The sequence below is a fragment of the Paenibacillus germinis genome (genome assembly GCF_013141785.1).
Taxonomy (GTDB): domain Bacteria; phylum Bacillota; class Bacilli; order Paenibacillales; family NBRC-103111; genus Paenibacillus_E; species Paenibacillus_E phytorum.
In genome coordinates this window covers 25381-50820 of the sequence record NZ_WHOC01000141.1, presented here as the reverse complement: position 1 = coordinate 50820, position 25440 = coordinate 25381, and the positions used below count along the sequence as shown (strand labels likewise).

The 25440-nt window shown below is 45.0% G+C and carries 25 protein-coding genes and 2 pseudogenes; 18 read left to right on the top strand and 9 right to left on the bottom strand.

Annotated features, from left to right (window positions below; all coding sequences use genetic code 11):
• Positions 1 to 178 precede the first annotated feature (178 nt).
• The 3 genes and pseudogenes from GC102_RS26005 to GC102_RS25995 form a co-directional block, all read left to right on the top strand.
• On the top strand, positions 179 to 832 hold the full coding sequence (locus tag GC102_RS26005) for a cupin domain-containing protein (RefSeq protein WP_171692099.1): 654 nt from the start codon (positions 179 to 181) through the stop codon (positions 830 to 832).
• Positions 833 to 1000: 168 nt separating this feature from the next.
• Positions 1001 to 1819, top strand: coding sequence for an alpha/beta hydrolase (locus GC102_RS26000; RefSeq protein ID WP_171692098.1), 819 nt, complete (start codon positions 1001 to 1003; stop codon positions 1817 to 1819).
• Positions 1820 to 1830: 11 nt separating this feature from the next.
• Positions 1831 to 1914, top strand: a pseudogene (locus tag GC102_RS25995) (LytTR family transcriptional regulator); the annotation flags it as partial.
• A gap of 109 nt (positions 1915 to 2023) precedes the next feature.
• Here GC102_RS25995 and GC102_RS25990 read toward each other — a convergent pair.
• The gene (locus GC102_RS25990) at positions 2024 to 2815 is read right to left on the bottom strand and encodes a PaaX family transcriptional regulator C-terminal domain-containing protein (RefSeq protein WP_171692097.1); all 792 of its coding nucleotides are present in this window, start codon (positions 2813 to 2815) and stop codon (positions 2024 to 2026) included.
• A 127-nt stretch (positions 2816 to 2942) separates the two neighbouring features.
• Between GC102_RS25990 and GC102_RS25985 the strand changes: the two genes are divergently transcribed.
• Positions 2943 to 3638 (top strand): metal-dependent hydrolase, encoded by a 696-nt coding sequence (locus GC102_RS25985; RefSeq protein ID WP_171692096.1) that lies wholly within the window; start codon positions 2943 to 2945, stop codon positions 3636 to 3638.
• A 130-nt stretch (positions 3639 to 3768) separates the two neighbouring features.
• Here GC102_RS25985 and GC102_RS25980 read toward each other — a convergent pair whose 3' ends face one another.
• Together GC102_RS25980 and GC102_RS25975 are read right to left on the bottom strand one after the other, a co-directional pair.
• Entirely contained in the window at positions 3769 to 4968 is a 1200-nt protein-coding gene (locus tag GC102_RS25980) for an MFS transporter (protein WP_171692095.1), read from the bottom strand.
• A gap of 228 nt (positions 4969 to 5196) precedes the next feature.
• Complete coding sequence (locus GC102_RS25975) at positions 5197 to 5646, bottom strand: VOC family protein (protein WP_171692094.1); 450 nt, start codon at positions 5644 to 5646, stop codon at positions 5197 to 5199.
• A gap of 159 nt (positions 5647 to 5805) precedes the next feature.
• Between GC102_RS25975 and GC102_RS25970 the strand changes: the two genes are divergently transcribed.
• Complete coding sequence (locus GC102_RS25970) at positions 5806 to 6240, top strand: Lrp/AsnC family transcriptional regulator (RefSeq protein ID WP_171643636.1); 435 nt, start codon at positions 5806 to 5808, stop codon at positions 6238 to 6240.
• A gap of 182 nt (positions 6241 to 6422) precedes the next feature.
• Here GC102_RS25970 and GC102_RS25965 read toward each other — a convergent pair whose 3' ends face one another.
• A complete protein-coding gene (locus tag GC102_RS25965) occupies positions 6423 to 7451 on the bottom strand; it encodes an NADH:flavin oxidoreductase/NADH oxidase (RefSeq protein ID WP_171692093.1) in 1029 nt (342 codons plus the stop codon).
• 157 nt (positions 7452 to 7608) lie between these two features.
• Between GC102_RS25965 and GC102_RS25960 the strand changes: the two genes are divergently transcribed.
• The 5 genes from GC102_RS25960 (at position 7609) to GC102_RS25940 (ending at position 11760) form a co-directional block, all read left to right on the top strand.
• Positions 7609 to 7929, top strand: a complete 321-nt coding sequence (locus GC102_RS25960; protein WP_171643633.1) for a winged helix-turn-helix transcriptional regulator — start codon at positions 7609 to 7611, stop codon at positions 7927 to 7929.
• 283 nt (positions 7930 to 8212) lie between these two features.
• Entirely contained in the window at positions 8213 to 8848 is a 636-nt protein-coding gene (hxlA, locus tag GC102_RS25955; RefSeq protein ID WP_171692092.1) for a 3-hexulose-6-phosphate synthase, read from the top strand.
• A gap of 5 nt (positions 8849 to 8853) precedes the next feature.
• Entirely contained in the window at positions 8854 to 9411 is a 558-nt protein-coding gene (gene hxlB, locus GC102_RS25950; protein WP_171692091.1) for a 6-phospho-3-hexuloisomerase, read from the top strand.
• Positions 9412 to 9590: 179 nt separating this feature from the next.
• On the top strand, positions 9591 to 10298 hold the full coding sequence (locus GC102_RS25945) for a DUF421 domain-containing protein (RefSeq protein WP_171692090.1): 708 nt from the start codon (positions 9591 to 9593) through the stop codon (positions 10296 to 10298).
• A 91-nt stretch (positions 10299 to 10389) separates the two neighbouring features.
• Complete coding sequence (locus GC102_RS25940; protein ID WP_171692089.1) at positions 10390 to 11760, top strand: sodium-dependent transporter; 1371 nt, start codon at positions 10390 to 10392, stop codon at positions 11758 to 11760.
• Positions 11761 to 11889: 129 nt separating this feature from the next.
• Here the strand turns inward: GC102_RS25940 and GC102_RS25935 are convergent.
• Both GC102_RS25935 and GC102_RS25930 read right to left on the bottom strand, forming a co-directional pair.
• Positions 11890 to 12063, bottom strand: a pseudogene (locus tag GC102_RS25935) (small acid-soluble spore protein H); the annotation flags it as partial.
• A 102-nt stretch (positions 12064 to 12165) separates the two neighbouring features.
• The gene (locus GC102_RS25930; RefSeq protein WP_171692087.1) at positions 12166 to 12588 is read right to left on the bottom strand and encodes a hypothetical protein; all 423 of its coding nucleotides are present in this window, start codon (positions 12586 to 12588) and stop codon (positions 12166 to 12168) included.
• A gap of 245 nt (positions 12589 to 12833) precedes the next feature.
• Here GC102_RS25930 and rlmN point away from each other — a divergent pair, with 245 nt between their 5' ends.
• The 3 genes from rlmN to GC102_RS25915 all read left to right on the top strand — a co-directional run bounded on the left by rlmN (position 12834) and on the right by GC102_RS25915 (position 15439).
• Positions 12834 to 13931 (top strand): dual-specificity RNA methyltransferase RlmN, encoded by a 1098-nt coding sequence (gene rlmN / locus GC102_RS25925; protein ID WP_171692086.1) that lies wholly within the window; start codon positions 12834 to 12836, stop codon positions 13929 to 13931.
• 78 nt (positions 13932 to 14009) lie between these two features.
• Positions 14010 to 14606 (top strand): DNA-3-methyladenine glycosylase, encoded by a 597-nt coding sequence (locus GC102_RS25920; RefSeq protein WP_216628166.1) that lies wholly within the window; start codon positions 14010 to 14012, stop codon positions 14604 to 14606.
• A gap of 137 nt (positions 14607 to 14743) precedes the next feature.
• A complete protein-coding gene (locus GC102_RS25915; RefSeq protein WP_216628165.1) occupies positions 14744 to 15439 on the top strand; it encodes a dioxygenase family protein in 696 nt (231 codons plus the stop codon).
• A gap of 372 nt (positions 15440 to 15811) precedes the next feature.
• Here the strand turns inward: GC102_RS25915 and GC102_RS25910 are convergent, their stop codons facing one another.
• Positions 15812 to 16318 (bottom strand): hypothetical protein, encoded by a 507-nt coding sequence (locus GC102_RS25910; RefSeq protein ID WP_171643646.1) that lies wholly within the window; start codon positions 16316 to 16318, stop codon positions 15812 to 15814.
• A 219-nt stretch (positions 16319 to 16537) separates the two neighbouring features.
• Here GC102_RS25910 and GC102_RS25905 point away from each other — a divergent pair, with 219 nt between their 5' ends.
• On the top strand, positions 16538 to 17197 hold the full coding sequence (locus GC102_RS25905; protein WP_171692084.1) for a glycosyltransferase: 660 nt from the start codon (positions 16538 to 16540) through the stop codon (positions 17195 to 17197).
• 77 nt (positions 17198 to 17274) lie between these two features.
• Here the strand turns inward: GC102_RS25905 and thrC are convergent, their stop codons facing one another.
• Positions 17275 to 18663: a threonine synthase gene (gene thrC / locus GC102_RS25900; RefSeq protein ID WP_171692083.1), complete on the bottom strand. Its 1389-nt coding sequence runs from the start codon at positions 18661 to 18663 to the stop codon at positions 17275 to 17277.
• A gap of 281 nt (positions 18664 to 18944) precedes the next feature.
• Between thrC and GC102_RS25895 the strand changes: the two genes are divergently transcribed.
• Positions 18945 to 19295, top strand: a complete 351-nt coding sequence (locus GC102_RS25895) for an RNA-guided endonuclease InsQ/TnpB family protein (protein WP_171692082.1) — start codon at positions 18945 to 18947, stop codon at positions 19293 to 19295.
• A 12-nt stretch (positions 19296 to 19307) separates the two neighbouring features.
• Complete coding sequence (locus GC102_RS25890) at positions 19308 to 20033, top strand: RNA-guided endonuclease InsQ/TnpB family protein (RefSeq protein WP_171692081.1); 726 nt, start codon at positions 19308 to 19310, stop codon at positions 20031 to 20033.
• A gap of 113 nt (positions 20034 to 20146) precedes the next feature.
• Here GC102_RS25890 and GC102_RS25885 read toward each other — a convergent pair whose 3' ends face one another.
• A complete protein-coding gene (locus tag GC102_RS25885; protein WP_171692080.1) occupies positions 20147 to 21187 on the bottom strand; it encodes a copper amine oxidase N-terminal domain-containing protein in 1041 nt (346 codons plus the stop codon).
• Between the two features lie 175 nt (positions 21188 to 21362).
• On the opposite strand from GC102_RS25885, the gene GC102_RS25880 reads away from it, so the two are divergent.
• Both GC102_RS25880 and GC102_RS25875 read left to right on the top strand, forming a co-directional pair.
• The gene (locus GC102_RS25880; RefSeq protein ID WP_171692100.1) at positions 21363 to 23108 is read left to right on the top strand and encodes an ABC transporter ATP-binding protein; all 1746 of its coding nucleotides are present in this window, start codon (positions 21363 to 21365) and stop codon (positions 23106 to 23108) included.
• A gap of 26 nt (positions 23109 to 23134) precedes the next feature.
• Positions 23135 to 24883, top strand: coding sequence for an ABC transporter ATP-binding protein (locus GC102_RS25875; RefSeq protein ID WP_171692079.1), 1749 nt, complete (start codon positions 23135 to 23137; stop codon positions 24881 to 24883).
• Positions 24884 to 25440 lie beyond the last annotated feature (557 nt).

Sequence of the window (25440 nt, the reverse complement as noted above, 5' to 3'; positions counted from 1 at the left end):
AAGTACAACTTTACACGTATAAGAGAGCATAAAGATTTCGCCTCTTGGGCGTAGCTTGCTTCGGCGTAAGCCGTTTATGGGCTCTTCCTTCTGCCAAAACTAGGCATCTGTCACGAATTAACTTCCAACGAATATTATGCAGATATATGAATCACATGCGAAATGGAGTTGTTCCGAATTGGCGACACCTGATATAGATTATACGCAACCAGATGTTCAATACTTTTTTGATATCAATAAAAACCGTTTGAAAACTAGGAATGCTGAAAACTTTATTAATCGATTGGGGCGGGAAAACCTAAACACACTTGGTAACGTTTCTTTGCTTGATATTTATTTAAGTAAAGGACGTGTCGTTGAACCACATTATCATCAAAATGCATCAGAGCTTGTCTATTGTATTTCGGGAACCGCTAGGGTTTCCTTAATTAATCCTTTTAATAATGTAATCACAAATGTGACGATAGCCCCAGGACAAGTAGCGAACATCCCGCAGGGCTGGTGGCATTGGGAAGTGGCTTTAGAAGATAGTACACACTTGCTCGCAATCTTTGATGCTCCATATCCAGAGTATATTTTCGGGTCTGATATTCTTACAAAAACACCAATAGAAGTCCTTGCCCATACGTATTGTCTAGATCCTGAACTATTGAGGAAAACGCTAAAACCTTTAGATAATCAAACCATTATAATTGGACCTACGGACGAATGTGTGTCAGAAATGCATAAGCGGCAGGCCTATCCCTCGTATACCAACACGACAAGTCATCCCCATGCAGCGCCTCAATACCAGTATCCCCCTCAAAACAATTTTAATTATGGGAATCGCTAGCGTTGATTATTAGTCATACATTGCGGCTTGGAAAATCCATATATAGTCGTGGTAAATGAGTACTATCCGCTTAACGGGTAGTACTTTTTGTATTAACGGCTATACGTTGATGAAAGATTGCTCAATCTACTATAATATTTAACTATGATTGAGAGGGGAGAAGGAGGCATGGAATCTATCACAAATTCTCTAACATATAATGAATCCGTTGTGTATTGGAAGAAATATCAGAAGTTTTTCCCTGAAGAAATGTGGCTCAAAGAGACTAATTTGCCCACAGAAGAATGGTGGGTTTGGAACGATGTTCACATCCATCTGGATCGTATGACAGCTCCAAATGCAAAAATGAAAGTAATGTTCATCCACGGTGCAGGTGGAAACGGCAGATTATTGGCACCCTATGCATTGATGCTGCAGCAACACGGATATGATGTTGTATCGCCGGATCTTCCTCCTTACGGTCTAAGTTACACAGAATCATTAAAAACATTGGATTACCGACGTTGGATTGATATTTTAACGGAGTTGATCGAACAGGAAATCAAGCGTGACGGTAAGCCGGTCGTTTTATTAGGCACAAGTATTGGAGGAATGTTAGCTTATCATACGGCTACAAATAGTAAACAAGTTAAAGGACTAATAGTAACAACATTTGTGGATACGAGTAATCCGAAAGTTCGTGATCAAGTTATGAAGGACCCTCGTGCGGCAGGGACAAAAATTCCTTTACGATTGCTGAGAACATTTTTGAATATGAAACCAATGGTTGAACCGGAAAACTTCGATATCTGTCCTGTTTTGCTCATTCATCCTGAAGTGGATCTAATGACCCCATTCACCTTAAGTGAATCTTTTTTTAACCGATTAAATGGTAAGAAAGAATATAAAATTTTAGAAGGAGCTGGCCATTTTCCGATTGAACAGCCAGGTTTGGAACAAATGAGAGTAGCCGTGTTGTCTTTTTTAAAAGAGTTAGAGAATGAATGATGAGTCAAGGTCATACAGAGGCCTATATTTATTATCGGGCAAGTAAAAGAATCGACTTGAAAATTAAAGAAGGCGATCCCGTCAAAGAAGGGACGAGAGACCTCTTCCTGAAGCTGCTCACTATTTTACTTGATCCAAAGGCTGCCGGCATGAACGGCAGCCTTTGCTCACATAACGGGCAGCATTGTCCTGTCACTCATGTATTTACACGAGAAATTGATAATAATCTGAAGAGCTGGGGATGAGGGTGGCGAACGACTGAAACGAACGATACAACTCGGCGATTACGTGGTGCCCCATCCAATCGTGTGGAAGCAGAGACACCGGAAGCATGGGATCCCTAAGGCTAATCTCGCTGATAACCTCTCCGACATGCAAATAAAGGACAAACAGCTCTAAGGGATCCATCCTGCCTCTGATTTCCTTATTCAAAGCCGGCACGAATTCGTCTTGATACCATTGCCACTTCTCCTGATGCAGGCGATGGATGTCGGCTAGAGGCCAAATGTCGGCTGCCCGCTCGGGGGTAATATCCCGAAACAAAATCGACGCTTCCGAGATTGTGACGTATTCATCCATGGAGGCCGCATGAATCCAGGACAAAAGCTGCTTGCTGTAATCCCAAGGAGAGACATAAACGCTTTTATACAGTTGACCGAAGCCAAGCTGCAGCAGCTGCAAACGGAATTGATCCCTTCTTATCCTCTCCGGCTCCGGTACCTCGAAGTGCACGAAATACCATTTGCGGTTCCAGTCCACATCATATTGCCACGGTTTCCGGTTCACGAAGGATAAAAACTGCTCCCCTTTGTCCATTATGGAATACAGGGAACGCTCTTCCGCATGAATATACTTTTCTTTCTTCATTCGTGATAGAACGTTCCTGATCGACTGCTCCTTATAGCCGCGTTTCGTATAAATTTGTACTAATTCTTTAGCATGCATGCAACGCTTTTTTGTCAGCAGGAAAAGTATCTGCTTCTCGATTGACAGCATTCGGTTTTTGATCCCCTTCCAGAATAATTGCTAACCTCATATTACAGTAATTTGACAAAAAAAGAAATAAATAATATACTCACATTGCCGTCAAGCGAATAATAAATAGTATACGGAGGAGAAAAAAATGAACCTTATTTTTCATGGACACTCTTGCATTCAGATCTCGGATGGAGAGCGCTCGATCATCATCGACCCGTTCCTGACCGGCAATCCCGTTGCCAAAGCGAAAGCCGAGGACATTCAAGTTCAATACATCTTGCTTACACACGGACACACGGATCACACCGCTGATGCGGAAGCTATCGCAAGAGCTAATGATGCGACCATTATCGCCACCTTTGAGCTCGCTACCTATTACTCTTGGAAGGGTCTGAAGACGATCGGAATGAACATCGGAGGAACTGTGGACTTGGGATTTGCCAGAGCAAAGCTTGTTCATGCATTCCACAGCTCTTCTATTATAGCGGACGATTCCCAAAGCATCGTCTATGCAGGCATGCCGGGCGGATTCGTCATGGATTGGAACGGAGTTACGCTTTATCATGCCGGCGACACCTCCTTGTTCGGAGATATGAAAATGATCGGCGAGCTCCACGATATCGATTACGCGGTACTGCCGATCGGGGATTTTTACACAATGGGACCTAAGGATGCTCTGATTGCAGCAAAGTGGCTGCAAGCAAAGAACGTGATCCCGGTTCATCACAGCACATTCCCAGGCATCGTGCAAGATACTGCAGCCTTCACCGCACAGTTGAAGGGGCAAGGAATCGAAGGCTTCGCTCTCCAGCCTGGAGAACAGCTTACACTTGTAAAATAAAGTGGGTGTCAACGCTACGCATATCGACCTGGATCATCTCGTTCTGTAGTTACAGCGGAAGTAGTGGGTATTCCAAAAAAAGTAAGGCACCCCATGTAGGGGGCCTTACTTTTTTTGTATCATTATAGGATTACGCGTTAGCAGGCTTACGTTCTGCTAGATAGCAAGCAAAACCTAAGATCAGCGCCAGTCCTACGAGTACGGCACCGACCCAAGGGAGGGCAGTTATGGCCAGATGTGTAATGACCCATCCCCCAATGAACGCACCAGCTGCATTTCCTAGATTACCGGCAGAATGACTGGAGGTAGAGGCAAGTGCTGGCGCCGCCTGTGCTAGGCTCATAATTCGTACTTGCAGCCCAGGGAACACAGCGAAGGAAGCAGCTCCCCACAGAAAAATAGTCAATACGGCAGCGATCGGACTATAAATGGTAAAGGTGAAAAGGGTAAGAAGGACACATATCGAAAGGTAAAGTCCCAGTATCGAGGGCATCAGCTTCCAGTCCGCAAGCTTCCCGCCGACGATATTGCCGATGGTTACTCCACAGCCGAAGAGGACTAGAATCCAAGTTACGCTATGTTCAGCAAAACCGGTGACTTGCACAAGCAATGGCGTAATATAAGTAAATACGGCGAACAGCCCGGCGTTGCCTAGTGCTCCGATCAGCAGGTATAGAAGAAGCTTGGGCTTGACGAGAGCACTAATTTGCTTAACGATACTCGCTGGTTTGTCATGCCGAATTTGCGGTATAAAGATAAGAATGCCGATTAATGCAATGATTCCCATGATCGCTATCGCGCCAAATGAGGATCGCCACCCCATATGTTGACCGATGAATGTCCCCAGAGGAACACCGATAATATTAGCAATGGTTAGACCGGCCATCATCATAGATACGGCCCCGGCACGCTTGTCCGGACGTACAAGATTGGAGGCGATAACAGCCCCAACGCCAAAAAAGGTCCCGTGTGTCAATGCGGTTATCATACGGGCTCCCATCAGAATGGCATAGCTTGGAGCGAATACAGAGATTCCGTTTCCGAGAATAAATAAAACCATAAGCAGACATAACAGTTTCTTTTGCGGGATTCGGTGGGTGAGAATCGTCAGTATCGGCGCGCCGATAGCTACTCCGAGGGCATACATTGTAATGAGTTGCCCTGCGGATGAGATGCTGACATGCAAATCATTCGCGACATTAGGCAGAAGACCCATGATGACAAATTCAGTCATTCCAATGGCAAAGGCACCGACGGTAAGAGAAAGTATAGAGATGGGGAACGGTTCTTTAACTGCTTGTTCCTTGGTAATACGGTGTGATAACTCCATGATGTCAATGTCAACCTTTCTGTTGTATATACTAAAGCTCCAATCTTAATCAAGTCGTGCCCGATCAATAAGACCTTTTTCATATTATTTAGTTTTCTAAACTTATAATCAAGACATTTCTTTTAAAATATATGTAAAGAGGTGCGCTTTTTTGTCGAGCGATTGGACATTTTATTAGAAATAATGAATAAAACGGCTGCCGTCAAGCACAGCACAAAATCAAGAGCTTTAGCTGGACATATCAAAATCGACATCTTCAATAAATTCGATAACTTCTCCGTTTGGACTATGCACCAAGGCATTTCTCACCACAAGCGGTGGCTCGCCAAGTGACAGTTCATCTGGTTCGATAAAAGCCTTTGCTCCATGAGCAAGGGCTTTTTGATACACTTCCTCGACATTATCCACATAAAAGGCGAAATGTAATAACGTTCCGTGTGCAATATCTTCGTCGGACAATGCTTTTTTTCCTTGAGCGGGGATGACCGCTTCGTTATCAAAGATTTCAATACAGGTTCTTTGGTCAGGTGAAATCAGCATGGCTGCTTCTTGGATTTGGAAGGAAGGCAGACTCCAATGATGACCTATTTTAAACCCTAAGACTTGTGTATAGAATGTAAGGGTAGCTTGATAATCTTTGGCTTGTATCGCGACATGCGCAAGGCCTTTCACGCTCATCTAAATCACTCCTAATATGTAATTAATTCATATTATAGTCATATAAAATATCAAATTACATACAAAACCTGAGTTATATGTTGTAAAGTTATCACTATAGCTAAGTTAATTTATACGAAATACCTTATTATATAAGGTTAAATCAGGAGGGTGCTTGATATGGATCATCAAATCGATGACATTGATAAAAAGATCATGCAATTACTTCAACATCATGCACGAATGCCTATTTCTCAAATCAGTAAAGAAATCTCCATGTCCCAACCCTCTGTTAAAGATAGGATACTAAAGCTGGAGGATAAGAAGATTATTTCCGAATATAGTACCGTATTTAATTTGCGGGATCTGAATCGAGGTACGACCTCTTTTATTCTAATAAAGACAGAACATTGCCAAGAGTTGGTTGATTTTTGTGAAGGGGCAAGGGAAGTAACTGATTTATTTCGCATAAGCGGAGAATTTAATTATCTTATCAAGGTACAAACGGCCTCGGTAGAGGAGCTTGCCGAATTTCAAGACTCACTTGTACGGATTGGTCCTTCGAAGTCTCATATTTGTTTGAAAAATATACTTGAGAACAGAGTGTTACTCTAATCCACTAGAAGAATAGCTGAAGCAAACAAAGTGTGGCTGTCCCAACACCTTGGGGAACAGAAAATAAAAAAAGAGAAGGCAAGGTTACTCTTGCCCTCTCACTTTTTGTTTTGCTGATTGTTAAGGAAAGCCACCCGAGCACTAGTACTAGTTAACGCCTCGTCGTTCCTCTTTATTTCATATTAGTAAGCTCGAACATATTGTTCTGGAATATTATTTGGTTCATTGCGAAGCGTAATGGCGGCATGCGTAGCCCAGTACGGATCACGCAGCATTCCCCGGGCAATCGCTACGAAGTCTGCATCTTCACTGCCGATAACGGATTCAGCAAGCGCTGGATCTTCGAGCATACCTACAGCAATAACGGGTACATTCAGCGCCTCGCGGATTTTACGTGCGAACGGAACCTGATAGCCCGGGTAATTGCCTGGTTTTCTCTCTCCAGCGGGTCCTTCTCCGCCAGAACTCACATGAAAAGCATCTACACCTGCAGCTTGGTAGGCTTTGGACAGCTCGATGGCATGATCGATATCATATCCGCCATCGGCATACTCCACTGCGGAGATGCGGAAGATGAGCGGCATGTCAGCAGGCATTTCTTTTTTGACGGCTTGAATGACTTCTACGCCGAAACGGGCAAGGTCTTGACCGTATATATCATCTCTTTTATTGGTTAGAGGCGATTGGAACTGATGGATCAAATAGCCGTGTGCTCCATGAAGCTCGATAGTATCAACACCAGCTTGTACAGCACGGCGGGCAGCATCACCGAATTTCTGAACCACGTCTTGAACCTCTTCGGTTGTAAGGGCACGAGGCATTTTGTAAGCTGAGCCTGGAAACTTTATGGCAGATGGGGCAATGGGGACTGCCGCGTCTTCTGCTTTGCGTCCCGCATGAGCGATCTGAATCCCAATTTTGCCATTATGCGAGTGTACACCATCGATAATTTTGGCAAATGCCGGAATATGATCATCTGACCAAATGCCAAGGTCGAAATCGGTAATGCGGCCATCGGGGTCAACATCCGTCATTTCCATGATAATGAGGCCCGTACCGCCAATAGCCCGGCTAAGATAGTGAACGTAGTGCCATTCATTTGGCTTCCCGTCTTTAGCCGTAACCGAATATTGACACATTGGCGCCATGACAATGCGATTATTTAAGTGTAAACCTTTCAGATCAAACGAAGTAAATAATTTCTGAGACATAGTCATCTCTCCTTTAAGCTATTTATGAAGACAACCCTAAGGGTTCCTATTTGCAACTGACAGTCACGCCATTTATTATTAATGGTATTGCAATTAAAAACAAGTACCTACTTTTAAGTACTATAGTATCAAAAAGTATACTAAAGGAGTCGTTACCATGGGCGATCAACTATTTAAGAACTCGGTAGAAATGACCTTGAAAGTCATTGGCGGCAAATGGAAGCTGGTCATTCTTTGTCATCTAATGGACGGCGTCAAACGCTTTGGCGAGTTAAAAAGGGGGATGCCTGACATTACGCAAAAAATGCTAACCCAACAACTACGCGAATTAGAAGATGACGGCATTATCCATCGGGAAGTTTTCGTTCAAGTGCCTCCGAAAGTCGAATATTCTTTAACGCAATATGGCCGAACCATGGAGGAAGTGCTCAATGTAATGGCTGATTGGGGGCAGAACCACCAAGAGCGGATTAACTGAAGCTCAAACGCTACTAAAAAATTCAAGTTATAGAGACCTTTAACTTCATGTTAGGGGTCTTTTTTTTCGTAGATCAGAAAGTATAAGTTTTATACTTTTGCTTCGCATCTACCTTGACAAACGCGCTCGTCCCTGAAGGACGAAGGAGTCGTTTATCCTTGGTCCATGGTTTCGAAATGGGTACTACGTCACTGAATAGTGCGTACTTCCTTTTCGAAAAGTATCGTCGTACAATAGGTCCCGTGAACAATAAAACAAAAATTACATGAGGAGTGACTCATCCATGGAACTTCAATTAGCGTTAGATCTTGTCGACATCCCACAAGCCAAGAAATTGGTGAAAGAAGTGGAAGCATATATAGACATCGTTGAAATTGGCACACCGGTTGTCATTAATGAAGGGCTCCGCGCCGTCAAAGAAATCAAAGAAGCTTTTCCCAATCTGAGAGTTCTGGCTGACCTCAAAATTATGGACGCCGCTGGTTACGAAGTCATGAAAGCATCCGAAGCAGGGGCTGACATCGTTACCGTATTAGGTGCCTCAGAAGACATGACGATTAAAGGTGCTGTAGAAGAAGCTAGAAAACAAGGTAAACAAATTCTGGTTGATATGATCTCTGTGAAAAATCTTGAGCAACGTGCGCAAGAAATCGATGCTCTCGGCGTAGATTATATCTGTGTGCATACGGGATATGATCTTCAAGCTGTCGGGAAAAATTCATTTGAAGATCTTCTGACGATCAAACGTGTTGTGAAGCAGGCCAAAACAGCGATTGCCGGAGGCATTAAATTAAGTACACTTCCTGAAGTAATCAAAGCAAAGCCTGATCTTGTAATTGTCGGCGGAGGTATTACAGGACAAGAAAACCAGCAAGCTGCAGCCGCTGAAATGCAGAAATTGATCAAACAAGGATCTTAACTCGTATGGAAACGAATCTGTATTTAGCTGAAATCCTTCATGAGCTGCAGCAGGGTGCCAACCAGTTGAACGATGAGCAAGCTGATCGTTTCGTAGAGCGGATTATGGTGTCCAACAAGGTTTTTGTAGCTGGTGCCGGTCGATCCGGCTTGATGGCCAAAGCTTTCGCGATGAGGCTGATGCATATGGGCATTGATGCTTATGTTGTGGGTGAGTCGATCACGCCGAATGTCACCGAAAAAGACATGCTAATCATTGGATCAGGTTCTGGGGAAACCAAGAGTCTCCTATCGATGGCGGAGAAGGCCAAAAGCTTGCAAGCTTCTGTCGCGTTAGTGACGATATTCCCTGAATCAAAGATCGGACAGCTGGCGGATATAGCCGTTAAGCTTCCTGGCTCGCCTAAAGATAAGTCGACTAGCAATTACTCCACCATACAACCAATGGGCTCGCTATTTGAGCAAACTCTTTTACTGTTCTTTGACGCTGTTATCCTGCGGTTAATGGAGAAAAAAGGTTTCGACTCCACGACCATGTTTGGCAGGCACGCCAATTTGGAATAAACGTAAGTCTTATGTAAAGCAAAATGTATAGCCGATCAAGCTTCTGTCAGCCATGGGTAATGCTTCCCATTGCACAGAGGCTTTTTTATACGGAGGTTGTCGATAAATCGAGCCTCACACGTGCTTGGTTTTTTCTTTTCCGTTTAGGAGATAATGACAGGGGAGGTGGGTGCATAAGTATGTTTGCTTACGTGGAAATTCTGATTCGGACCGTTCTAGCTATTTTACTGCTTTTGTTTATAGCCAAAATACTTGGTAAACAGACGATTTCCAATATGACGTTTCATGATTTTGTGACTGGTATTACATTAGGGGCTATTGCAGCTAATTTGGCATTCAATGAAAAATTAAGTCTTTCGCATATGATTTTATCGCTGATTGTCATTGCCATTACGTCCTATTTGTTATCCGTCATTGCATTGAAAAGCCGCAAAATGAGAAACTGGATATCAGGTTCCCCGACGGTACTTATTGAAAGCGGGAAAATTCTTGAAGATAACATGAGAAAAGTAAGATATACCCTGGATTCATTGGACCAAGCCTTGAGAGAAAAAGGGATTTTTAACATAGAGGAAGTGGACTATGCTGTACTTGAGGATAACGGCGAGGTATCGGTATTAAAAAAAGACGAGTACCAATATGTAACTAAAAAGGACTTGAAGCTTCATTCAAACGCCCAAGTTTTTCCCATTGAATTAATTATGGATGGAAAAATGATGGAGAAAAACCTGGAGAATAACGGACTGACTAAAGAATGGTTAGAACAGGAGGTAAAACGCAAGGGAAAACAGATATCGGACGTGTTCTATGCGGCAAGAGGTACGAAAAAACAGCTTGTCTTTGATTTTTATGAAGATGGAATCCATCAAACAATTGATAAGGAATAAACGGGTTCTGTGAAATTTTACAAGGTGACGGGAGAAGGATTTTCCAGTAACATTATTGCATCTAAATAACGTTAGGAGATAATCATTCATCATGAGTAACGATCAGACATCAGGACAAACAACAAGCAAGAAAACTGGAACGGTTGAACGATTTACATCTACTGGTTTTATTTTGGCTGCGATCGGCAGCTCGGTAGGGCTGGGCAACATGTGGAAATTTCCCTACATTACGGGTAAACACGGCGGTGCCGCCTTTTTCCTGTTATTCATCATTTGTTTAATAATTGTAGGCTTACCTATTTTGCTTGCAGAGATGACGATTGGCCGCGGCGGTAGAGGGAATGCATCGGTATCCTTCTTTAATTTGACGGGCAAAAAATACTGGGGAGCATTCGGGTTATTATCAATTCTAACCGCTTTCATGATCATGTCCTACTACGCGGTAGTCGCGGGATGGACACTCCATTATACGGTAGAGTCGTTTACTGGCATCTTGTTCCAAGAGGGCTCCGACTATAAAAGCAAGTTTTTATCGTTCGCTTCGGGCTACTGGCCAATCTTCTGGCAGGCTGTTGTTATGGTGGTTACGGGCTGGGTTCTTGCCAAAGGGGTTTCTGGTGGTATCGAGAAATTCAACAAAGTTCTGATTCCTGGTTTTCTCATCATCCTACTCATTCTTATGGTTCGTTCGCTTACGCTCCCAGGAGCAGCAGCAGGGGTATCCTTCTTCTTGAAACCTGACTTCTCCAAGCTCGACGCGGAGTCTGCCTTAGTTGCTTTGGGACATGCTTTCTTTTCCTTATCGTTAGGGATGGGCTGTATGTTAACCTATGGATCTTATGTGGAAAAAAGACAATCACTCGGCATGGCGACGCTCGCCATTGGTTTCGGTGATTTGGTATATGCTTTCATCGCGGGTCTAGTCATTTTCCCTACGGTGTTCTCCTACGGGCTTCAGCCTGGTGAAGGCGTAGGTTTGGCGTTCATGGCACTGCCTGCAGCGTTCTCGCAAATGCCATTTGGTTTCTTCTTTGGTGGTCTATTCTTCTTGCTGCTAGCCATTGCGGCGTTGACTTCAGCGATTTCTATCTTAGAAGTTCCAGTCGCTTATGCCATGCACAAATGGCAGTGGAGCCGCAAAAAATCAGCGGTTATCTTATCCATCCTTTGCTTCTTAGTAGGTGTTCCTTCAGGGCTTTCTGTTGGAGGTGTGCTAGGGGATTTCCACCCTGGAGGTAAAAGCATTTTTGATTGGATGGACTTCATTACTTCCTATGTTCTGATGCCATTCGGTGGGTTAGTCGTTACCTTGTTTACTGGCTACGCGTGGAAAAAGGCTGGAGAAGAAGCGGGCTTGAAGGGTTTTTGGTATAAAGCCTGGATGTTCTTGCTGCGCGTGGTCGTTCCCATACTCATCGTTTGTGTATTCTTGCATTCGGTAGGTATAATTAAATTTTCATAGACCTGTGCACAATATCATTAGTAAAGAGGATACCCCGAGGGTATCCTCTTTCTTTTTCTTGCTTCTTTTCAATTATTCGGGCAATGGGCATATCATTTTAATATCTTCCATCGCAAGCATTTGAGAACTCTCGACTAGACTGCTTAAAGGGACGCTTTGCTCATTTTCCGGTTGATCCAAAGGATAAATTCTGGCGGTTTCATTCTTTTCATCGACATTTTGGATGTAGATTGGCGTCCCATTATAAGTGACATCAACCATGACAGGTGAAACTGCAATCTCTTGAGCGCGTTGATTGTTCATTTTTTGGCCTCCTTGACGTACTAGTTACATTATTTGTGGATGTGAAAGTATGTATTCATAAAAGGCACCCCCAGCATTTGGAGTACCTTTTATTGTGGCGGATTATCCTATGAATAGGATGACTCTAGCCACCCAACTAAATTTATTCAGCTGAGCAGATGTGCCGTCACCAACTGTAATAAATGAACCGGTTAAAGTGATCCCGCGGTTGATTGTTGACCTTTGAATATAGCCCTCATAGAGCTGATTGTTGATTCCTGCGATGCTGCCACCCGTCACAAATCTTAGAAAAGTCATTTTACCAGAAGGTACATCGTACCACCCTCGAATGGGATTCCCAAATACCGTTCCTGTCACAAAACCATTGCGGGCAACATTGGTGTTTAGAAATCCTCTAAATCCGTTTGCTTCAATAGTCCATGTCGCTGCAATAATGGGGATTTGAGTAGGACGCACACGACGTTTTTTAAGTAGGACCGCTTGTGTTTTAAAATAAACAGGGAGTTTTTGCGTTTTGGATGCCATGGTTTCTCACTTCCTTTTATCCTATTCTATGTAAAAGTGGTGGGAACTGTATGGATTAATAGATTAGTAGAATCGCGTATTTTTCGAAAAAGGATGGTAAAATAAGAGGTAGATAAAGGAACGGGTATGCCTTCTCACTCCCCTTGTGTTCATGAAGGATTTTTGGCACAATAATAAATAGATGGTACGCTTCGGCTGCTTAGTAGAATAGGACTGTATGTGAAAGTCTTGAAAAGAGGATAACGATGAATAAAGAATCCATCTATGGATTAACGTTGGATCAATTGATTGCATGGCTCGAGGAAAATGGACACAAAAAATCGCGGGCATTACAAGTCTGGGATTGGCTATATCGGAAGCGGGTAACCGACTTCTCAGAGATGACGGATGTGAAGCAGGATTGTATTCAGAGTCTGGAAGAGCATTTCGTCATTCAGACGTTGACTGAACATACGAGGCAAGAATCAGCCGACGGCACGATGAAGTTCCTTTTCAAGCTGCAGGATGGTAATTTGATCGAGACTGTGCTAATGAGACATAAATTTGGGTTGTCCGTGTGTGTAACGACGCAGGTCGGCTGTAACATTGGGTGCAGCTTCTGTGCGAGCGGGCTTTTGGCCAAAAGTCGTGATCTATCCAGCGCTGAAGTCGTGGAACAAATTATGAAGGTTCAGTTTCATTTGGACAAAGCGGATAAAAACGAACGTGTCAGCCACATTGTTGTGATGGGTATTGGCGAGCCATTTGATAATTTTGAAAATATGGTTGATTTCATCCGCGTTGTGAAAGATCAAAAAGGCCTAGACATTGCTGCTAGACATATTACGGTATCAACTAGTGGTCTTGCTAATAAAATTATCGAATTCGCGGACTCGGATTTGAAGGTAAATCTGGCGATTTCTCTGCATGCCCCGACGAATGAGCTTCGTACCCGGATCATGAAAATAAACAAAGCGATTCCGATTGAGAAATTAATGCAGGCGATCGAATACTATCTGGAGAAAACGAACCGGAGAATTACATTGGAGTACATTCTGTTGAAGGATGTTAACGACGGTCGAGAGCATGCGCTGCAATTAGCAGAGCTTATCCAACATATTCGTCACCTTGCCAATGTGAACTTGATTCCTTACAATCCTGTGGATGAGCACAGTCAATATCAACGGAGTGAGCGGGAATCCGTGCGGGCATTCTATGATACGTTGAAAAAGCAGGGCATTAGCTGCAGTGTTCGCCTTGAGCATGGAACGGATATTGATGCCGCTTGTGGACAATTAAGAAGTAAACAGATCAAACAATCCACAGGGGATAATCTGGGTCAGGATAGTTTGGTTGTAGGATAATAAATAGGAACCCATTAGCTGCGGCTGATCGGGTTCTTTTGCTGTAAGACGAAGACCTGATTTCATGAAAGAATGGAGATGAATGTTCTGTCTTCCCAACCCGTAGCTGCTGCATTTTTTGAACAACCCACACTGATCTTGGCTCGTTCGCTGCTCGGCAAACTGCTTGTGAAAGAAACCGAATTAGGCATAGCCGCAGGCTGGATTGTAGAAACAGAAGCCTACATAGGTCCCGGGGACCGCGCCGCTCATAGCTTTGGCAATCGTAGGACACCGAGAACGGAAATCATGTTTGGCCCTCCGGGCTATGTCTATACTTACGTGATGCATACCCATTGTCTAGTGAACGTTGTTAGCGGGGAGCCCGGTCACCCAGAAGCTGTCTTAATTCGAGCTGTGGAGCCCTGCATAGGAATTGATCTCATGTATGATCGCCGCGGCCACGATAAAAAGCTAAAGGAGCTCACCAACGGTCCCGGCAAACTAACGAAAGCTCTTGGCATTGTGAAAGAGGATTATGGAAGTCCTATCTTTGAGAGTCCTCTCTACATTGCGGAAGGAAAAACAGTAGAATCCGTTGCTGCTGGACCGAGAATCGGTATTGAGAATAGTGGGGAAGCCAGAGAATACCCGTGGCGGTTCTGGGTCGAAGGGAATCTTTTTATTTCGAAATAGCTAAGGAACTGCATTGTTTTGATTATTCTGCGCCTATTTTCAGCAAACTTTAAGCCTATCTTCGGCTAAATTTCAGGGAATTTCCCCCAGTTCCATGCTATTCTATTCGTACAAGAGGCTGAAATGGGGGGACGACAATGGAAGAGAAGCAAAATGAGCCGAAATCTTCGAGTACGAAAATAACGCGTCGTCGGTTTTTGGTATCCAGTGTTCTAATGGTCACCAGTGCGGCGTTAGCAGCCTGCGGAATCAATTTGGGCGGTGGAGCAACGACTGGTGGAGCAACAAATCAGCCAGAAGGTAATGCGGCGAGCGAATCACCGAAGGCTGCGAATCTGGACCCAACACCTGCGTGCGGTTCACCAGAGGAGCTGACGCCAGCTGTCACCGAAGGTCCGTATTTTACACCTAACTCCCCGGAGAAAAGTTCGCTGCTAGAGCAAGGGATGAAGGGGACGAAGCTTACGGTTGTAGGCTACGTTGTGTCAACGGCGTGTAAACCGGTTGCGCATGCGTTATTGGACTTCTGGCAGGCAGATGCTGACGGTCAATATGACAACAAAGGCTTCACCCTTCGTGGGCATCAATATACAGACGATAAAGGCAAGTTTACGCTGGAAACGATTGTGCCGGGCTTGTACCCAGGGCGAACGCGCCATATTCATGTGAAGGTGCAGGCGCCGAATGGTCCGGTGCTGACGAGTCAGCTTTTCTTCCCGAATGAAGCGGGCAATGCGAAGGATGGCATCTACAACAAGGCACTGCTGATGGATATTAAAAGCAATGCGGATGGCAGCCAGTCGGGCGCCTATCAATTCGTTGTAAAGGTATAAATAAAGAGGAGCCCATGAGACATTCATGAGGCTCCTTTTTCATCTTAATTTGTCTCTGTCCCGGTCTTTTCCCTGCTTAAGTTGTACTACGTACAACAATTTCGTTAGTTTTTTCTCATTATGCTGAAAGTGTTGTATGTCGTACAACAATTTAACCTCATTTCATTGAATAGAGCTAATTTATTGGAAAATTGTTGTATTTTCTGCAATAATCGCGGGGAAAACGCGGATTAACCTGCGTAAAGTTGTACCTAGTACAACTTTACGATTACCTTGGACCAACAATTACCTGGAGCAAGCAACTTTTTGATGATAAAAGCCTACGTTTTCAACTTAACTTACACAGCAATGTAATCCGTACTTTTGATAGGATTACATTGATTTCCGATTACGCGTAAGCATCATCAAACCGCCTACTATGATGAGAACGATGGCAATTATCGGTTGGTTGTGGAAAAATTTGCTGAAAATGGAGCCAATGGAGAAAATGGCGAAGAACAAAAGGGACATGACGGTTAGAATATTAATCGGGATGAGCAACCATTTATTCCGTCCTCCGAACCAATAAAGTTCGAATAAACCGACGGCAACAGCCAGCATGAATCCTGGCCACATAAGGTGCCAGATATCGAACAGCATGGAGATTTGGCAGATGATGCCGGTCGTTAACATAATCCCTCCTGGGACAAGCACGCCGACACCCCGACGCTGCAGGATGAAGAAGTATAACCAGTGGAAAAACACGCCAACGGGTATGACAAACAAGGTTGGCCAGAAATACTCAAAAATGGTACCGGTATTGAACGTACTATCACCTTTTAGAAACATAAAAATACCTAAAATAATCAATATTGGGCCAAGAAAGGCGCTGCGATTCATATTCAACATGCTCACTCCTAAACGTTATTATCCATTCTCAATTACTTTAAGGATATCATGACAAGGGAAAAGTGTCTTCCTACCAGGGGGAGGATAGGTATCGGTCGGAGGACTGATTTTTACTGGGGTAACAATCAATCTCTTTTCATGAATGAAAATAGTCCACAAGCACACAATAAACGGACTGTACACCCATTTATGTCAAAAGGAGAGATGTTCATGCAAGGCAAGCTTCTAAAGTTAACGCTGCTATCGATGTCCATTGCCTTAAGTGTTGTTCCGCTCAGAGCAGAGGCTAAGGTAATGGACGAACACGCCGCTGTAAAGATGCAGTGCTACAGTCAATCGATGGTCAAATTGAAAGGCGACTTAAGAAAACTGTGGATTGATCATGTTTTTTGGACCAGAAGCTACCTTATAAGCGCCCTTGCTGGCTTAGAAGATCAAGAAAAGGTGCTGGCTAGACTGCTCAAGAATCAGAAGGACACAGGAAATGCGATAAAACCGTATTACGGAGAGGCCGCTGGTAATCAACTAGGTGACCTATTAACTGAGCATATCGTTCTTGCAGGCAAAGTGATAGCCGCAGTCAAAAGCGGTAATTCAGCTGATTTCGAGAAGTACAACAAAGAGTGGTATCGGAATGCCGATGATATCGCCGCATTTCTCAGCAAAGCGAACCCGAATTGGCCCATGAAAACCGCGCAAGATCTAATGTATGGGCACTTGCATTTGCTCACAAACAATGTGTTAGCTAGGCACAAAAAGGATTGGGAAGCGGACATAGCTACGTTCGAACAATACGAGGACCATATTTTTATGCTGGCCGATTTTCTTTCGGACGGGATCATCAAACAATTCCCTAAGAAGTTTAAGTAGTAGTGTTCGAAACGTAGTGAAACCTGACACAAAAAGCCTCAAAGACATTAGTCTTCGAGGCTTTTTTACATGCTATTTTAGAAAAACTTCACCAACTGATCCTTGATCTCATCGTTCGTACCGCCAACGACCGTCTGGAACTGCGGCTTGTCGAACAGCGCTTGAATCTGCTGCGGATACGTCTGCTCAATGCTGCGCAAACGGATCGACTCATCGAATTTAGCCGGATGAGCTGTCGAAAGGGCAACAGTCAGTTCACCGTCTACAGCGAGCTTGTCGGCAGCAGCTACTCCGCAAGCTGTATGCGGGTCGAGCAGATACGCGTATTTCTCATAATACTCGCTAATTGTATCCAAGCACTCCTCATTCTGCACGCCATAGGCAGCAAAGTCAGCTTGCACGGCTTGCAGCTTGTCAGCAGGGATAACAACGCGGCCTTCAGCCTTGAATTGATCCATGGTAGCCGAGACAGCTTGCGCGTCTTCGCCATAGAGGTAGAATAAGTAGCGCTCGAAGTTGCTAGCCACTTGAATATCCATGGAAGGACTATGTGTTCCGCGGAACGCACCTGGTTGGTAAACACCATCCTGTACGAATCGCTCAAGAATATTGTTTTCGTTCGTAGCAAGAATGAGTTTATGGATAGGAAGACCCATTTTCTGTGCCAAGTAACCAGCAAAGATATCGCCGAAGTTACCAGTCGGCACACTGAAATTGACCTTCTCAGCCTGATTATTTTTTGCCAATTGGAAGTAAGCATAGAAGTAATACACCGTTTGCGCCAAGATGCGGGCAATGTTGATGGAGTTAATCGCACGCAGATGGTAGCGGTGCTTGAACTCGACGTCGGCGAACAGCTCTTTGATAATACGCTGGCAGTCGTCGAAAGTGCCTTCAACGGAAAGATTCAGCACATTCGCGTCATCAACAGTGGTCATTTGCAGTTCTTGAACCTTGCTGACCTTCCCGTGGGGGTGAAGAATACAGATCCGGATGCCTTCTTTACCGCGCACCCCTTCAATCGCCGAAGCTCCTGTATCCCCTGAAGTGGCTCCAAGAATATGGATAATCGAATTCGTTTTACGAGAAACGTACGAGTAGAGATTGCCCAAGAATTGCAGAGCGATGTCTTTGAAAGCAAAAGTAGGTCCGTGGAACAATTCCAGCACATACGTGCCGTCGTTCAGACGTTTGACAGGTGTCACAGCGTCATCCCGGAAGGTTGCATAGCTATCGTCAACGAGCTGCTTCAGCTCATTGCGCGGGATTTCGTTATTCACATATAGCGAGAAAATTTCAAGAGCCAACTCCGAGTAGGAGAGCTGTTGCCACTTCTGTAACGTGTCTGCCGATAATTGTGGGATATGCTTAGGAACAAGTAAACCGCCGTCGTCTGCCAACCCCATCAAGATGGCATCGATGAAGCCGATGGGTTCTACTTTTCCGCGAGTGCTAATGTATTCCATATGAGTCCCCTTACGATTGAATTTTCAGTTATTGTATCAAAAAACAGACCATTTGGACAGTGTAGATACTTTACAAATGAGCAAAAAAACCCTCCAAAGATGGAAGGTTTCTTCGATATTTTAAAATGAGCGGACGAGAATTCTCCTCATTTAAATGTGGTAGATGAAAGTCCGCCTACCCGAAATCTCCCTCGCGTTGATTGCAGTAACATGCTTATATCGACAAAATCGAACATACGTTCCCAGTGTTGTGGTATAATGGATTTGAAGGAGGTGAACGTATGCTACGAACCTATAAATTCCGTCTATACCCTACAAAAGAACAAAAAGAAACCATTCATTGTACACTCGAACGTTGCCGGTTGCTGTACAATCGGCTGCTGGAAGAACGAATTCTTGCCTACAAACAAAGTGTTATAACGCTGACATATAACCAACAACAAAATTCTTTGCCGGAACGTAAATCGGTCATCCCAGTTCTGAAGACCATCCATTCGCAAGTGCTGCAAGATGTTGCCAAACGGCTGGACAAAGCGTATCAAGCGTTCTACCGCCGGATGAAAAACGGTGAGAAAGCAGGATTCCCTCGCTTTAAACCGCAAAGCCGATACAATTCTTTCACTTACCCGTAAAGCGGTTTTGCTTTGAAAGGAAGGCGAATCGAACTCTCCAAGATTGGCGACGTGCAGATCAAGCTGCATCGACAACCGCAAGGAACGATCAAAACATGCACAATCGCCGCCAAAAACGGCCGCTATTATGCTTGTCTGTCGTATGAAGGCGAAGCGCAACCCCTTGAGCAAACGCATCGCCATGTTGGGGTGGATCTGGGCGTTAAGCATTTAGCGGTAACATCGGACGGCCAGTTTTTCGCAGCGCCAAAGTATCTTCGCCAAAGCGAAGCCAAGCTCAAAAAGCAGCAACACGCGGTGAGCAGGAAGCAGCGCGGCTCAAACCGCAGGCGTAAAGCGGTGAAGCTGCTGGCACGCCAGCACGAACGTGTAGCGAACAAGCGCAAGGATTACGCGCACAAGGTAAGCCGGACGCTTGTAAACCGCTACGATACTATTGTTTTTGAGGACTTAAACATACAAGCAATGGGAAAGAACCATGCCCTTGCAAAAAGCATTGCGGACAGTGGATGGAATGGGCTCGTGCATTATGTGACGTACAAGGCTGAAAGCGCCGGTCGCCGCATCATACAAGTGGACCCGTACCTCACTTCCCAAATATGTTCCGGATGCAGTGAAATCGTGAAAAAACCACTTGCAGTGCGTATCCACTGGTGTCCGCATTGCGGCACAACGCTAGACCGTGACGTGAACGCTGCGCGAAACATTTTAGCCCGAGCGCGATTGCAAGTGTCGTAACCCAAATAAGTCATCACAGACTAGGAACTAGCCTTCAAGGAGGGGAGAGGTTACAATCCCTGATGAATTGAGAAGCTCACCAATTGATTGGTGAGTGGTTCACAAGTAATAACCTATTCTTGTTTAGCACTTACAACGATTTTCCATGCCTGACCGATAGGAGGAAGGCTTTTCGTCAATGCTGGTCCATAAAATCCGATGACATTCGCGCCTTTAACAAGAGCGGTTTTCTCCATTTTGTCGCCGTTTTTATCGACGATAGCTGTCTCATCTCCAATGTGTAGAACAACCTCACTCGGAGCAGTTTCCGTTAAACCCGTACCTTTAATAAGGACACTCATATTACCCTTATCATCGGTGCGGACTTCTTCAACCACGCCAGCTGTACCGAGGCTGTTTGTCTCTCTCTTCGTGTCCAAAACTGTAATCTTGGAAGTTGACGTTTGTGGCGGCAAGCTGAGGGTTGCAGCCATAGAATGCTCAGCAGTAACGGTTAAACCAACATGAAGATCGGAAAGGCTAAGTTTCGTACCATCCAACATTTGATATTCCGTATCCTTATTCACATTGAGGACCATCCCCTCCGTGCCAATTCCTTGAATCTGAATCGCTGTATAATCACCAATAGGTCGAATCGAAGTGATTACGCCAGTCGTTTGAACTTTCTTAACGTCCTCTTTCACCGCGATGGAAACCGAAGCTCCTTCCGTTGTAACAGATCCGTGCAGCACTTTGCTGACAAAGGAAGCAGGCACGTAAAGCTTGTTATCGACCAATTCAGGCGCTGTACCAAGCGTTGTGAACATTTTATTAATGGCATAGCGATCTTCCCCAGTCTTGACAGTTGTAAATACATTGCCTTTCAACAAATCAACCGAAAGTGTTTCTTGATTCCAAGTGAGTTTGAAGCCTAGGCTCTCCGTTACAGCTCGAAGTGGCAGCATAGGTTCAGTCGCAGCAGCTTTCAAATAACCTTTCTCGGAAAGGGCTCCTCCATTGACTTGAACTGAAATAGCCTGTGGAGCAGCTTGTGTGGTAACAGGCATAATAGAAGTCGTTTGGGCAGTTTCATTCGTTGCAGCATAAGCTGCGCCCGTCGTCATCATGGCAGATAAGGATAGAATAGCTAGGCTCTTTTTCATCGTACGATTCATGGTTGTAATTCCTTCCTGTATGTAAGTTATGTTTGATAGTCTGTCCTCATAAACGAAGTTAGTTTCCAGAATGTTGCAGGTGGACGGAAAGTTTCGTTAAAAACGACTTAATAAGTAGACTTCAATTGGCTTAAACTATAAAATCAATCTTAGTGGGAAATGGAAAGGGGTGGAAATCTTGTCTTTTGTAATCAAATTGCGCTGGTTTTTCAAAGAAAGATGGAAATACTACGTGCTTGCTATCAGCTTAATGATCTGTGTGAATTTATTGGCGACGATTCCGCCTAAAATGATAGGGAATACAATTGATCAGATTGGCAGAGGGAGTTTAACGGCATCTAGTCTAAGTCAGACTGTCCTTCTGCTTATAGGCTTGTCTCTCCTATTATATGTAATTACTTATGTTTGGATCACGACCTTATTCGGTAATTCGGCACTCGTTGAGAAAGTACTCAGGGGGCGTTTACTCGCTCATCTGACGAAAATGACACCGGCTTTCTTCCAACGCAACAGCACGGGTCAATTAATGGCATTAGCCACCAACGACGTGCTTGCTATTGGCCAAACCGCTGGTTACGGCGTTATGACACTCGTTCACACATTGGTTGGGGCATCTGTCGTCATTATTACTATGATTTCCCTAATTAGCTTCAAATTAATGATTGCGGCGCTAATTCCTTTGCCTTTTCTAGCCTTAGTGATTAGTAAGCTAGGTCAAAAAGTGAGAGTTCGTTTCCTTGCTGCACAGGCCTCTTTTGGCCAAATGAATGATCACGCACTCGAGTCCATCTCTGGTATTCGTGTGATTCGTTCTTATGTTCAGGAAGATCATGATCTAGTCGCCTTCGATAAAGTTACGTCAGAAGTGATGAATAAGAATAGACGCGTGTCCATGCTGAATGCACTTTTTCAGCCGCTTACATCGTTGATTGTCGGTCTAAGTTATTCGATAGGTATTGGATATGGCTCTTATATGGTCTTTCATAATGAGATCACGCTGGGTCAGCTGATTTCATTTAATATTTACCTAGGTATGCTGATCTGGCCGATGATTTCTTTCGGCGAGTTTATTAATGTCCTGCAGCGTGGAAGTGCCTCGGCTGACCGTCTGGATACAGCGCTGACGCAGAAAGCGGATATTGTGGATGTCGATGCACCAATTTCGGTGAGTGTGCCGGAACGTATCGAGATGAAGGAATTAACTTTTACGTATCCGACCGCAAACCATCCAAGTCTCGTTAATGTTTCTTTCCAATTAGAAAGAGGGCAGACGCTAGGGATTGTAGGCCGTACGGGTAGTGGCAAAAGCACGCTGCTGAAGCAGCTGCTGCGGCAATTCCCGATCGAACCAGGTAAGCTGCTAATTGCAGGCGTACCGATTGAGAAAATCAGCTTGGATCAGGTGAAACGTTGGGTTGCCTACGTTCCGCAGGAGCATCTGCTGCTGTCGAAATCCATTCGCGACAATGTCGCATTGGGTAAACACGATGCTTCGCCGGAAGAAATTGCAAGGGCAATTGAGATGGCCTCCTTTACCCAAGATATCGAGCAAATGCCGGAAGGCCTAGCGACAATTGTCGGCGAAAATGGCGTCATGCTGTCTGGTGGACAGAAGCAGCGTTTGGCGATTGCTAGAGCCCTTCTGATCGATTCGGAAATTCTGCTGCTTGATGACTCGTTATCCGCTGTTGATGCGCGGACGGAAAGCCGCATTCTTCAGCATATCCGTAAGGAACGCGCGGGCAGAACAACATTGATCAGCACGCACCGGCTCTCGGCTGTGAGCCATGCGAATTGGATCCTCGTCCTAGATGAGGGGCGAATTGTCGAAGAGGGTACCCACGAAGAGCTGATGCTGTTCGGCGGCTGGTACCGAGAGCAGTGGGAGCGTCAACAAATGGAAGCGAGTTTGGAAGAATGACAAACAGAAGAAGGGAGGACGACAAGATGCAGAAACCGTCCACGGCGAGAAGGCTGATTTCGTATGCGCTCGTCTACAAGTTCAGGATTATCGGCGCGCTGCTCATTCTATGCTGCGCAGTGGGCGCCGAGCTGGGCGGACCTTATATAACCAAAACCATTATCGATCAGCATTTGTCTACAGGTACACACACGATGGCGCCTGTACTTAAACTGCTTGGTCTATACATGGGCTTGCTACTCATAGCAAGCATCTGTAATTTCTCGCAAGCCTATTTGCTCCAATCTACGGCTTTGCAAATTATCAAAAACATGCGCATGGACTTAATGCAGCACATTCAGCGCATTTCGCTGCGCTATTTCGATAACACGCCGATCGGGCAGGTTGTATCTCGAATTGCGAATGATACCGAGGCGGTCCGCGACTTATTTATGAGCTTCATGGCTACGTTCGTTGTAAGCATGATGCAGCTAACGGGAATTTTCGTAGCGTTATTCATCCTAGATTGGCATCTTGCTCTTTTTTGCTTGGTGCTGCCGCCTATCTTTGCGTTAATTATGGTCGTTCACTTAAAATATTCGAAAATCTTCATCACCATTATGCGTGCTCGGCTAAGTGATATGAACGCGATGATTAATGAATCGATCGTGGTAATGCCGATTATTCAAGCTTTTCGCCGGGAGAAAGTGACGCTTGAGGAATTCGAAGTACTGAACAAGGACCGCTATGTGAATCAGCTTAAGCAGTTCCGCATTTTTTCTTTATCCTCTCGTAATATTGTGGGGACCATTGGCAGCTTGGTGACGGCTATGGTCATTTGGTATTTTGGCCGGGAATCGCTGACAGCCGTGATTTCTTTCGGGGTGTTTTATGCTTTCATCGATTATCTGGGGCGGATCTTTCAGCCGATTATCGGGATCTTCGATCAGTTGACGAATGCGCAAAGAGCCTTTGTATCCGCGGATAAGGTGTTCACCATCCTAGACATGGAAGGCCAAGAGGTAGAGAAGACAGATAAGGTCAGCCGCCCCGAAGGCGTTGTGAAGTTCGAGGACGTAACCTTTGCTTATAAAGCCGGGGAAAACGTGCTGAAGCATATTTCCTTCGAAGCTCGCAAAGGGGAAACCGTGGCCTTGGTCGGACATACAGGCTCAGGCAAAAGCTCCATCATGAACCTGCTGCTCGGTTTCTATGAACCGGATGAGGGCAGCATCACGATTGATGGACGGGACATCCGGAAGATGTCGAAGCAAGCGCTGCGTAAGCATATGGGGATTGTTTTGCAGGACCCGTTCTTGTTTGCGGGAGATATCAAATTCAATGTTAGCCTCTATAATGAAGAGATTTCGCTGGATCGTGTGAAAAATGCGCTAAGCGATGTAGGCGCGGCCTCATTCATCGAGCAGCTGCCTAACGGCTACGATGAGCAGGTTGTGGAGCGGGGAAGCACGCTGTCTTCCGGCCAGAGGCAGCTCATTTCGTTCGCCCGGGCGTTGGCCTTCGACCCGTCGATTCTCATCTTGGATGAAGCGACAGCCAGCATCGACAGTGAGACGGAAGGCCTGATCCAGCGAGCACTCAAGGTGGTCAGCGAAGGGCGCACGACCTTGGTCATCGCGCACAGGCTGTCGACGATCCGCGATGCGGATCAGATTCTCGTGCTGCACCGCGGCGAGATTGCCGAGCGCGGCAATCATGAGACGCTGATGGCGCTGGGTGGACGATACGCGAAGATGTATCAGCTGCAGAAGGGCGAGTCGGCTGTTGTGGGCTAACCTGGACGTATAAATCCTGCCGATAAGTGAAGCTTAGGACGTCTTGCAAAAAGGATAAGCCTTTCCCGAAAGGGGAGGGCTTATCCTTTTGCTAATTTGCCGAGATCAGGTCATTTCGTTTTATGAAGACGCAAAAAGTGCATGTATTTCCGTGGTTAGGCCATATTTAATAAGAGAAGCTGCAAAAAGTGCAGCAAAAAAGTACTCTTTTAGCCAGTTCGACTTGTTTTGGATAGATTAGCTGTAATTTTTGCATCAAAACCTGCTGTGCAAGCCCAATTGAGCCAAAATTGCTGTACGAAATGCATCAACTTGTTCATATACCTCTCCCTTTTCCCTCACCCCTCAACTACTTTAACGATACAAAACATAACTAACTCACCAGCTAGCCACTCAACTCTCACTTTAGCGATGCAAAACATCACCAAAGTCGCCGGATGTCCTCTTTATCGAATCCAACAAGAAATGTAATCCGACAAATCATACCACCTTAATACGACACGCTTAGCCAAATAAGGCTTACAAACCAACTTTTCTTCTTATTTCGGACTAGCTAA

Excerpts from the sequence above, each read along its gene's own strand:
- GC102_RS26000 (WP_171692098.1), top strand. The coding sequence starts at position 1,001 with ATGGAATCTATCACAAATTCTCTAACATATAATGAATCCGTTGTGTAT.
- GC102_RS25990 (WP_171692097.1), bottom strand. The coding sequence starts at position 2,815 with ATGCTGTCAATCGAGAAGCAGATACTTTTCCTGCTGACAAAAAAGCGT.
- GC102_RS25985 (WP_171692096.1), top strand. The coding sequence starts at position 2,943 with ATGAACCTTATTTTTCATGGACACTCTTGCATTCAGATCTCGGATGGA.
- GC102_RS25980 (WP_171692095.1), bottom strand. The coding sequence starts at position 4,968 with ATGGAGTTATCACACCGTATTACCAAGGAACAAGCAGTTAAAGAACCG.
- GC102_RS25975 (WP_171692094.1), bottom strand. The coding sequence starts at position 5,646 with ATGAGCGTGAAAGGCCTTGCGCATGTCGCGATACAAGCCAAAGATTAT.
- GC102_RS25970 (WP_171643636.1), top strand. The coding sequence starts at position 5,806 with ATGGATCATCAAATCGATGACATTGATAAAAAGATCATGCAATTACTT.
- GC102_RS25965 (WP_171692093.1), bottom strand. The coding sequence starts at position 7,451 with ATGTCTCAGAAATTATTTACTTCGTTTGATCTGAAAGGTTTACACTTA.
- GC102_RS25960 (WP_171643633.1), top strand. The coding sequence starts at position 7,609 with ATGGGCGATCAACTATTTAAGAACTCGGTAGAAATGACCTTGAAAGTC.
- hxlA (WP_171692092.1), top strand. The coding sequence starts at position 8,213 with ATGGAACTTCAATTAGCGTTAGATCTTGTCGACATCCCACAAGCCAAG.
- hxlB (WP_171692091.1), top strand. The coding sequence starts at position 8,854 with ATGGAAACGAATCTGTATTTAGCTGAAATCCTTCATGAGCTGCAGCAG.
- GC102_RS25945 (WP_171692090.1), top strand. The coding sequence starts at position 9,591 with ATGTTTGCTTACGTGGAAATTCTGATTCGGACCGTTCTAGCTATTTTA.
- GC102_RS25940 (WP_171692089.1), top strand. The coding sequence starts at position 10,390 with ATGAGTAACGATCAGACATCAGGACAAACAACAAGCAAGAAAACTGGA.
- GC102_RS25930 (WP_171692087.1), bottom strand. The coding sequence starts at position 12,588 with ATGGCATCCAAAACGCAAAAACTCCCTGTTTATTTTAAAACACAAGCG.
- rlmN (WP_171692086.1), top strand. The coding sequence starts at position 12,834 with ATGAATAAAGAATCCATCTATGGATTAACGTTGGATCAATTGATTGCA.
- GC102_RS25920 (WP_216628166.1), top strand. The coding sequence starts at position 14,010 with ATGAATGTTCTGTCTTCCCAACCCGTAGCTGCTGCATTTTTTGAACAA.
- GC102_RS25915 (WP_216628165.1), top strand. The coding sequence starts at position 14,744 with ATGGAAGAGAAGCAAAATGAGCCGAAATCTTCGAGTACGAAAATAACG.
- GC102_RS25910 (WP_171643646.1), bottom strand. The coding sequence starts at position 16,318 with ATGAATCGCAGCGCCTTTCTTGGCCCAATATTGATTATTTTAGGTATT.
- GC102_RS25905 (WP_171692084.1), top strand. The coding sequence starts at position 16,538 with ATGCAAGGCAAGCTTCTAAAGTTAACGCTGCTATCGATGTCCATTGCC.
- thrC (WP_171692083.1), bottom strand. The coding sequence starts at position 18,663 with ATGGAATACATTAGCACTCGCGGAAAAGTAGAACCCATCGGCTTCATC.
- GC102_RS25895 (WP_171692082.1), top strand. The coding sequence starts at position 18,945 with ATGCTACGAACCTATAAATTCCGTCTATACCCTACAAAAGAACAAAAA.
- GC102_RS25885 (WP_171692080.1), bottom strand. The coding sequence starts at position 21,187 with ATGAATCGTACGATGAAAAAGAGCCTAGCTATTCTATCCTTATCTGCC.
- GC102_RS25875 (WP_171692079.1), top strand. The coding sequence starts at position 23,135 with ATGCAGAAACCGTCCACGGCGAGAAGGCTGATTTCGTATGCGCTCGTC.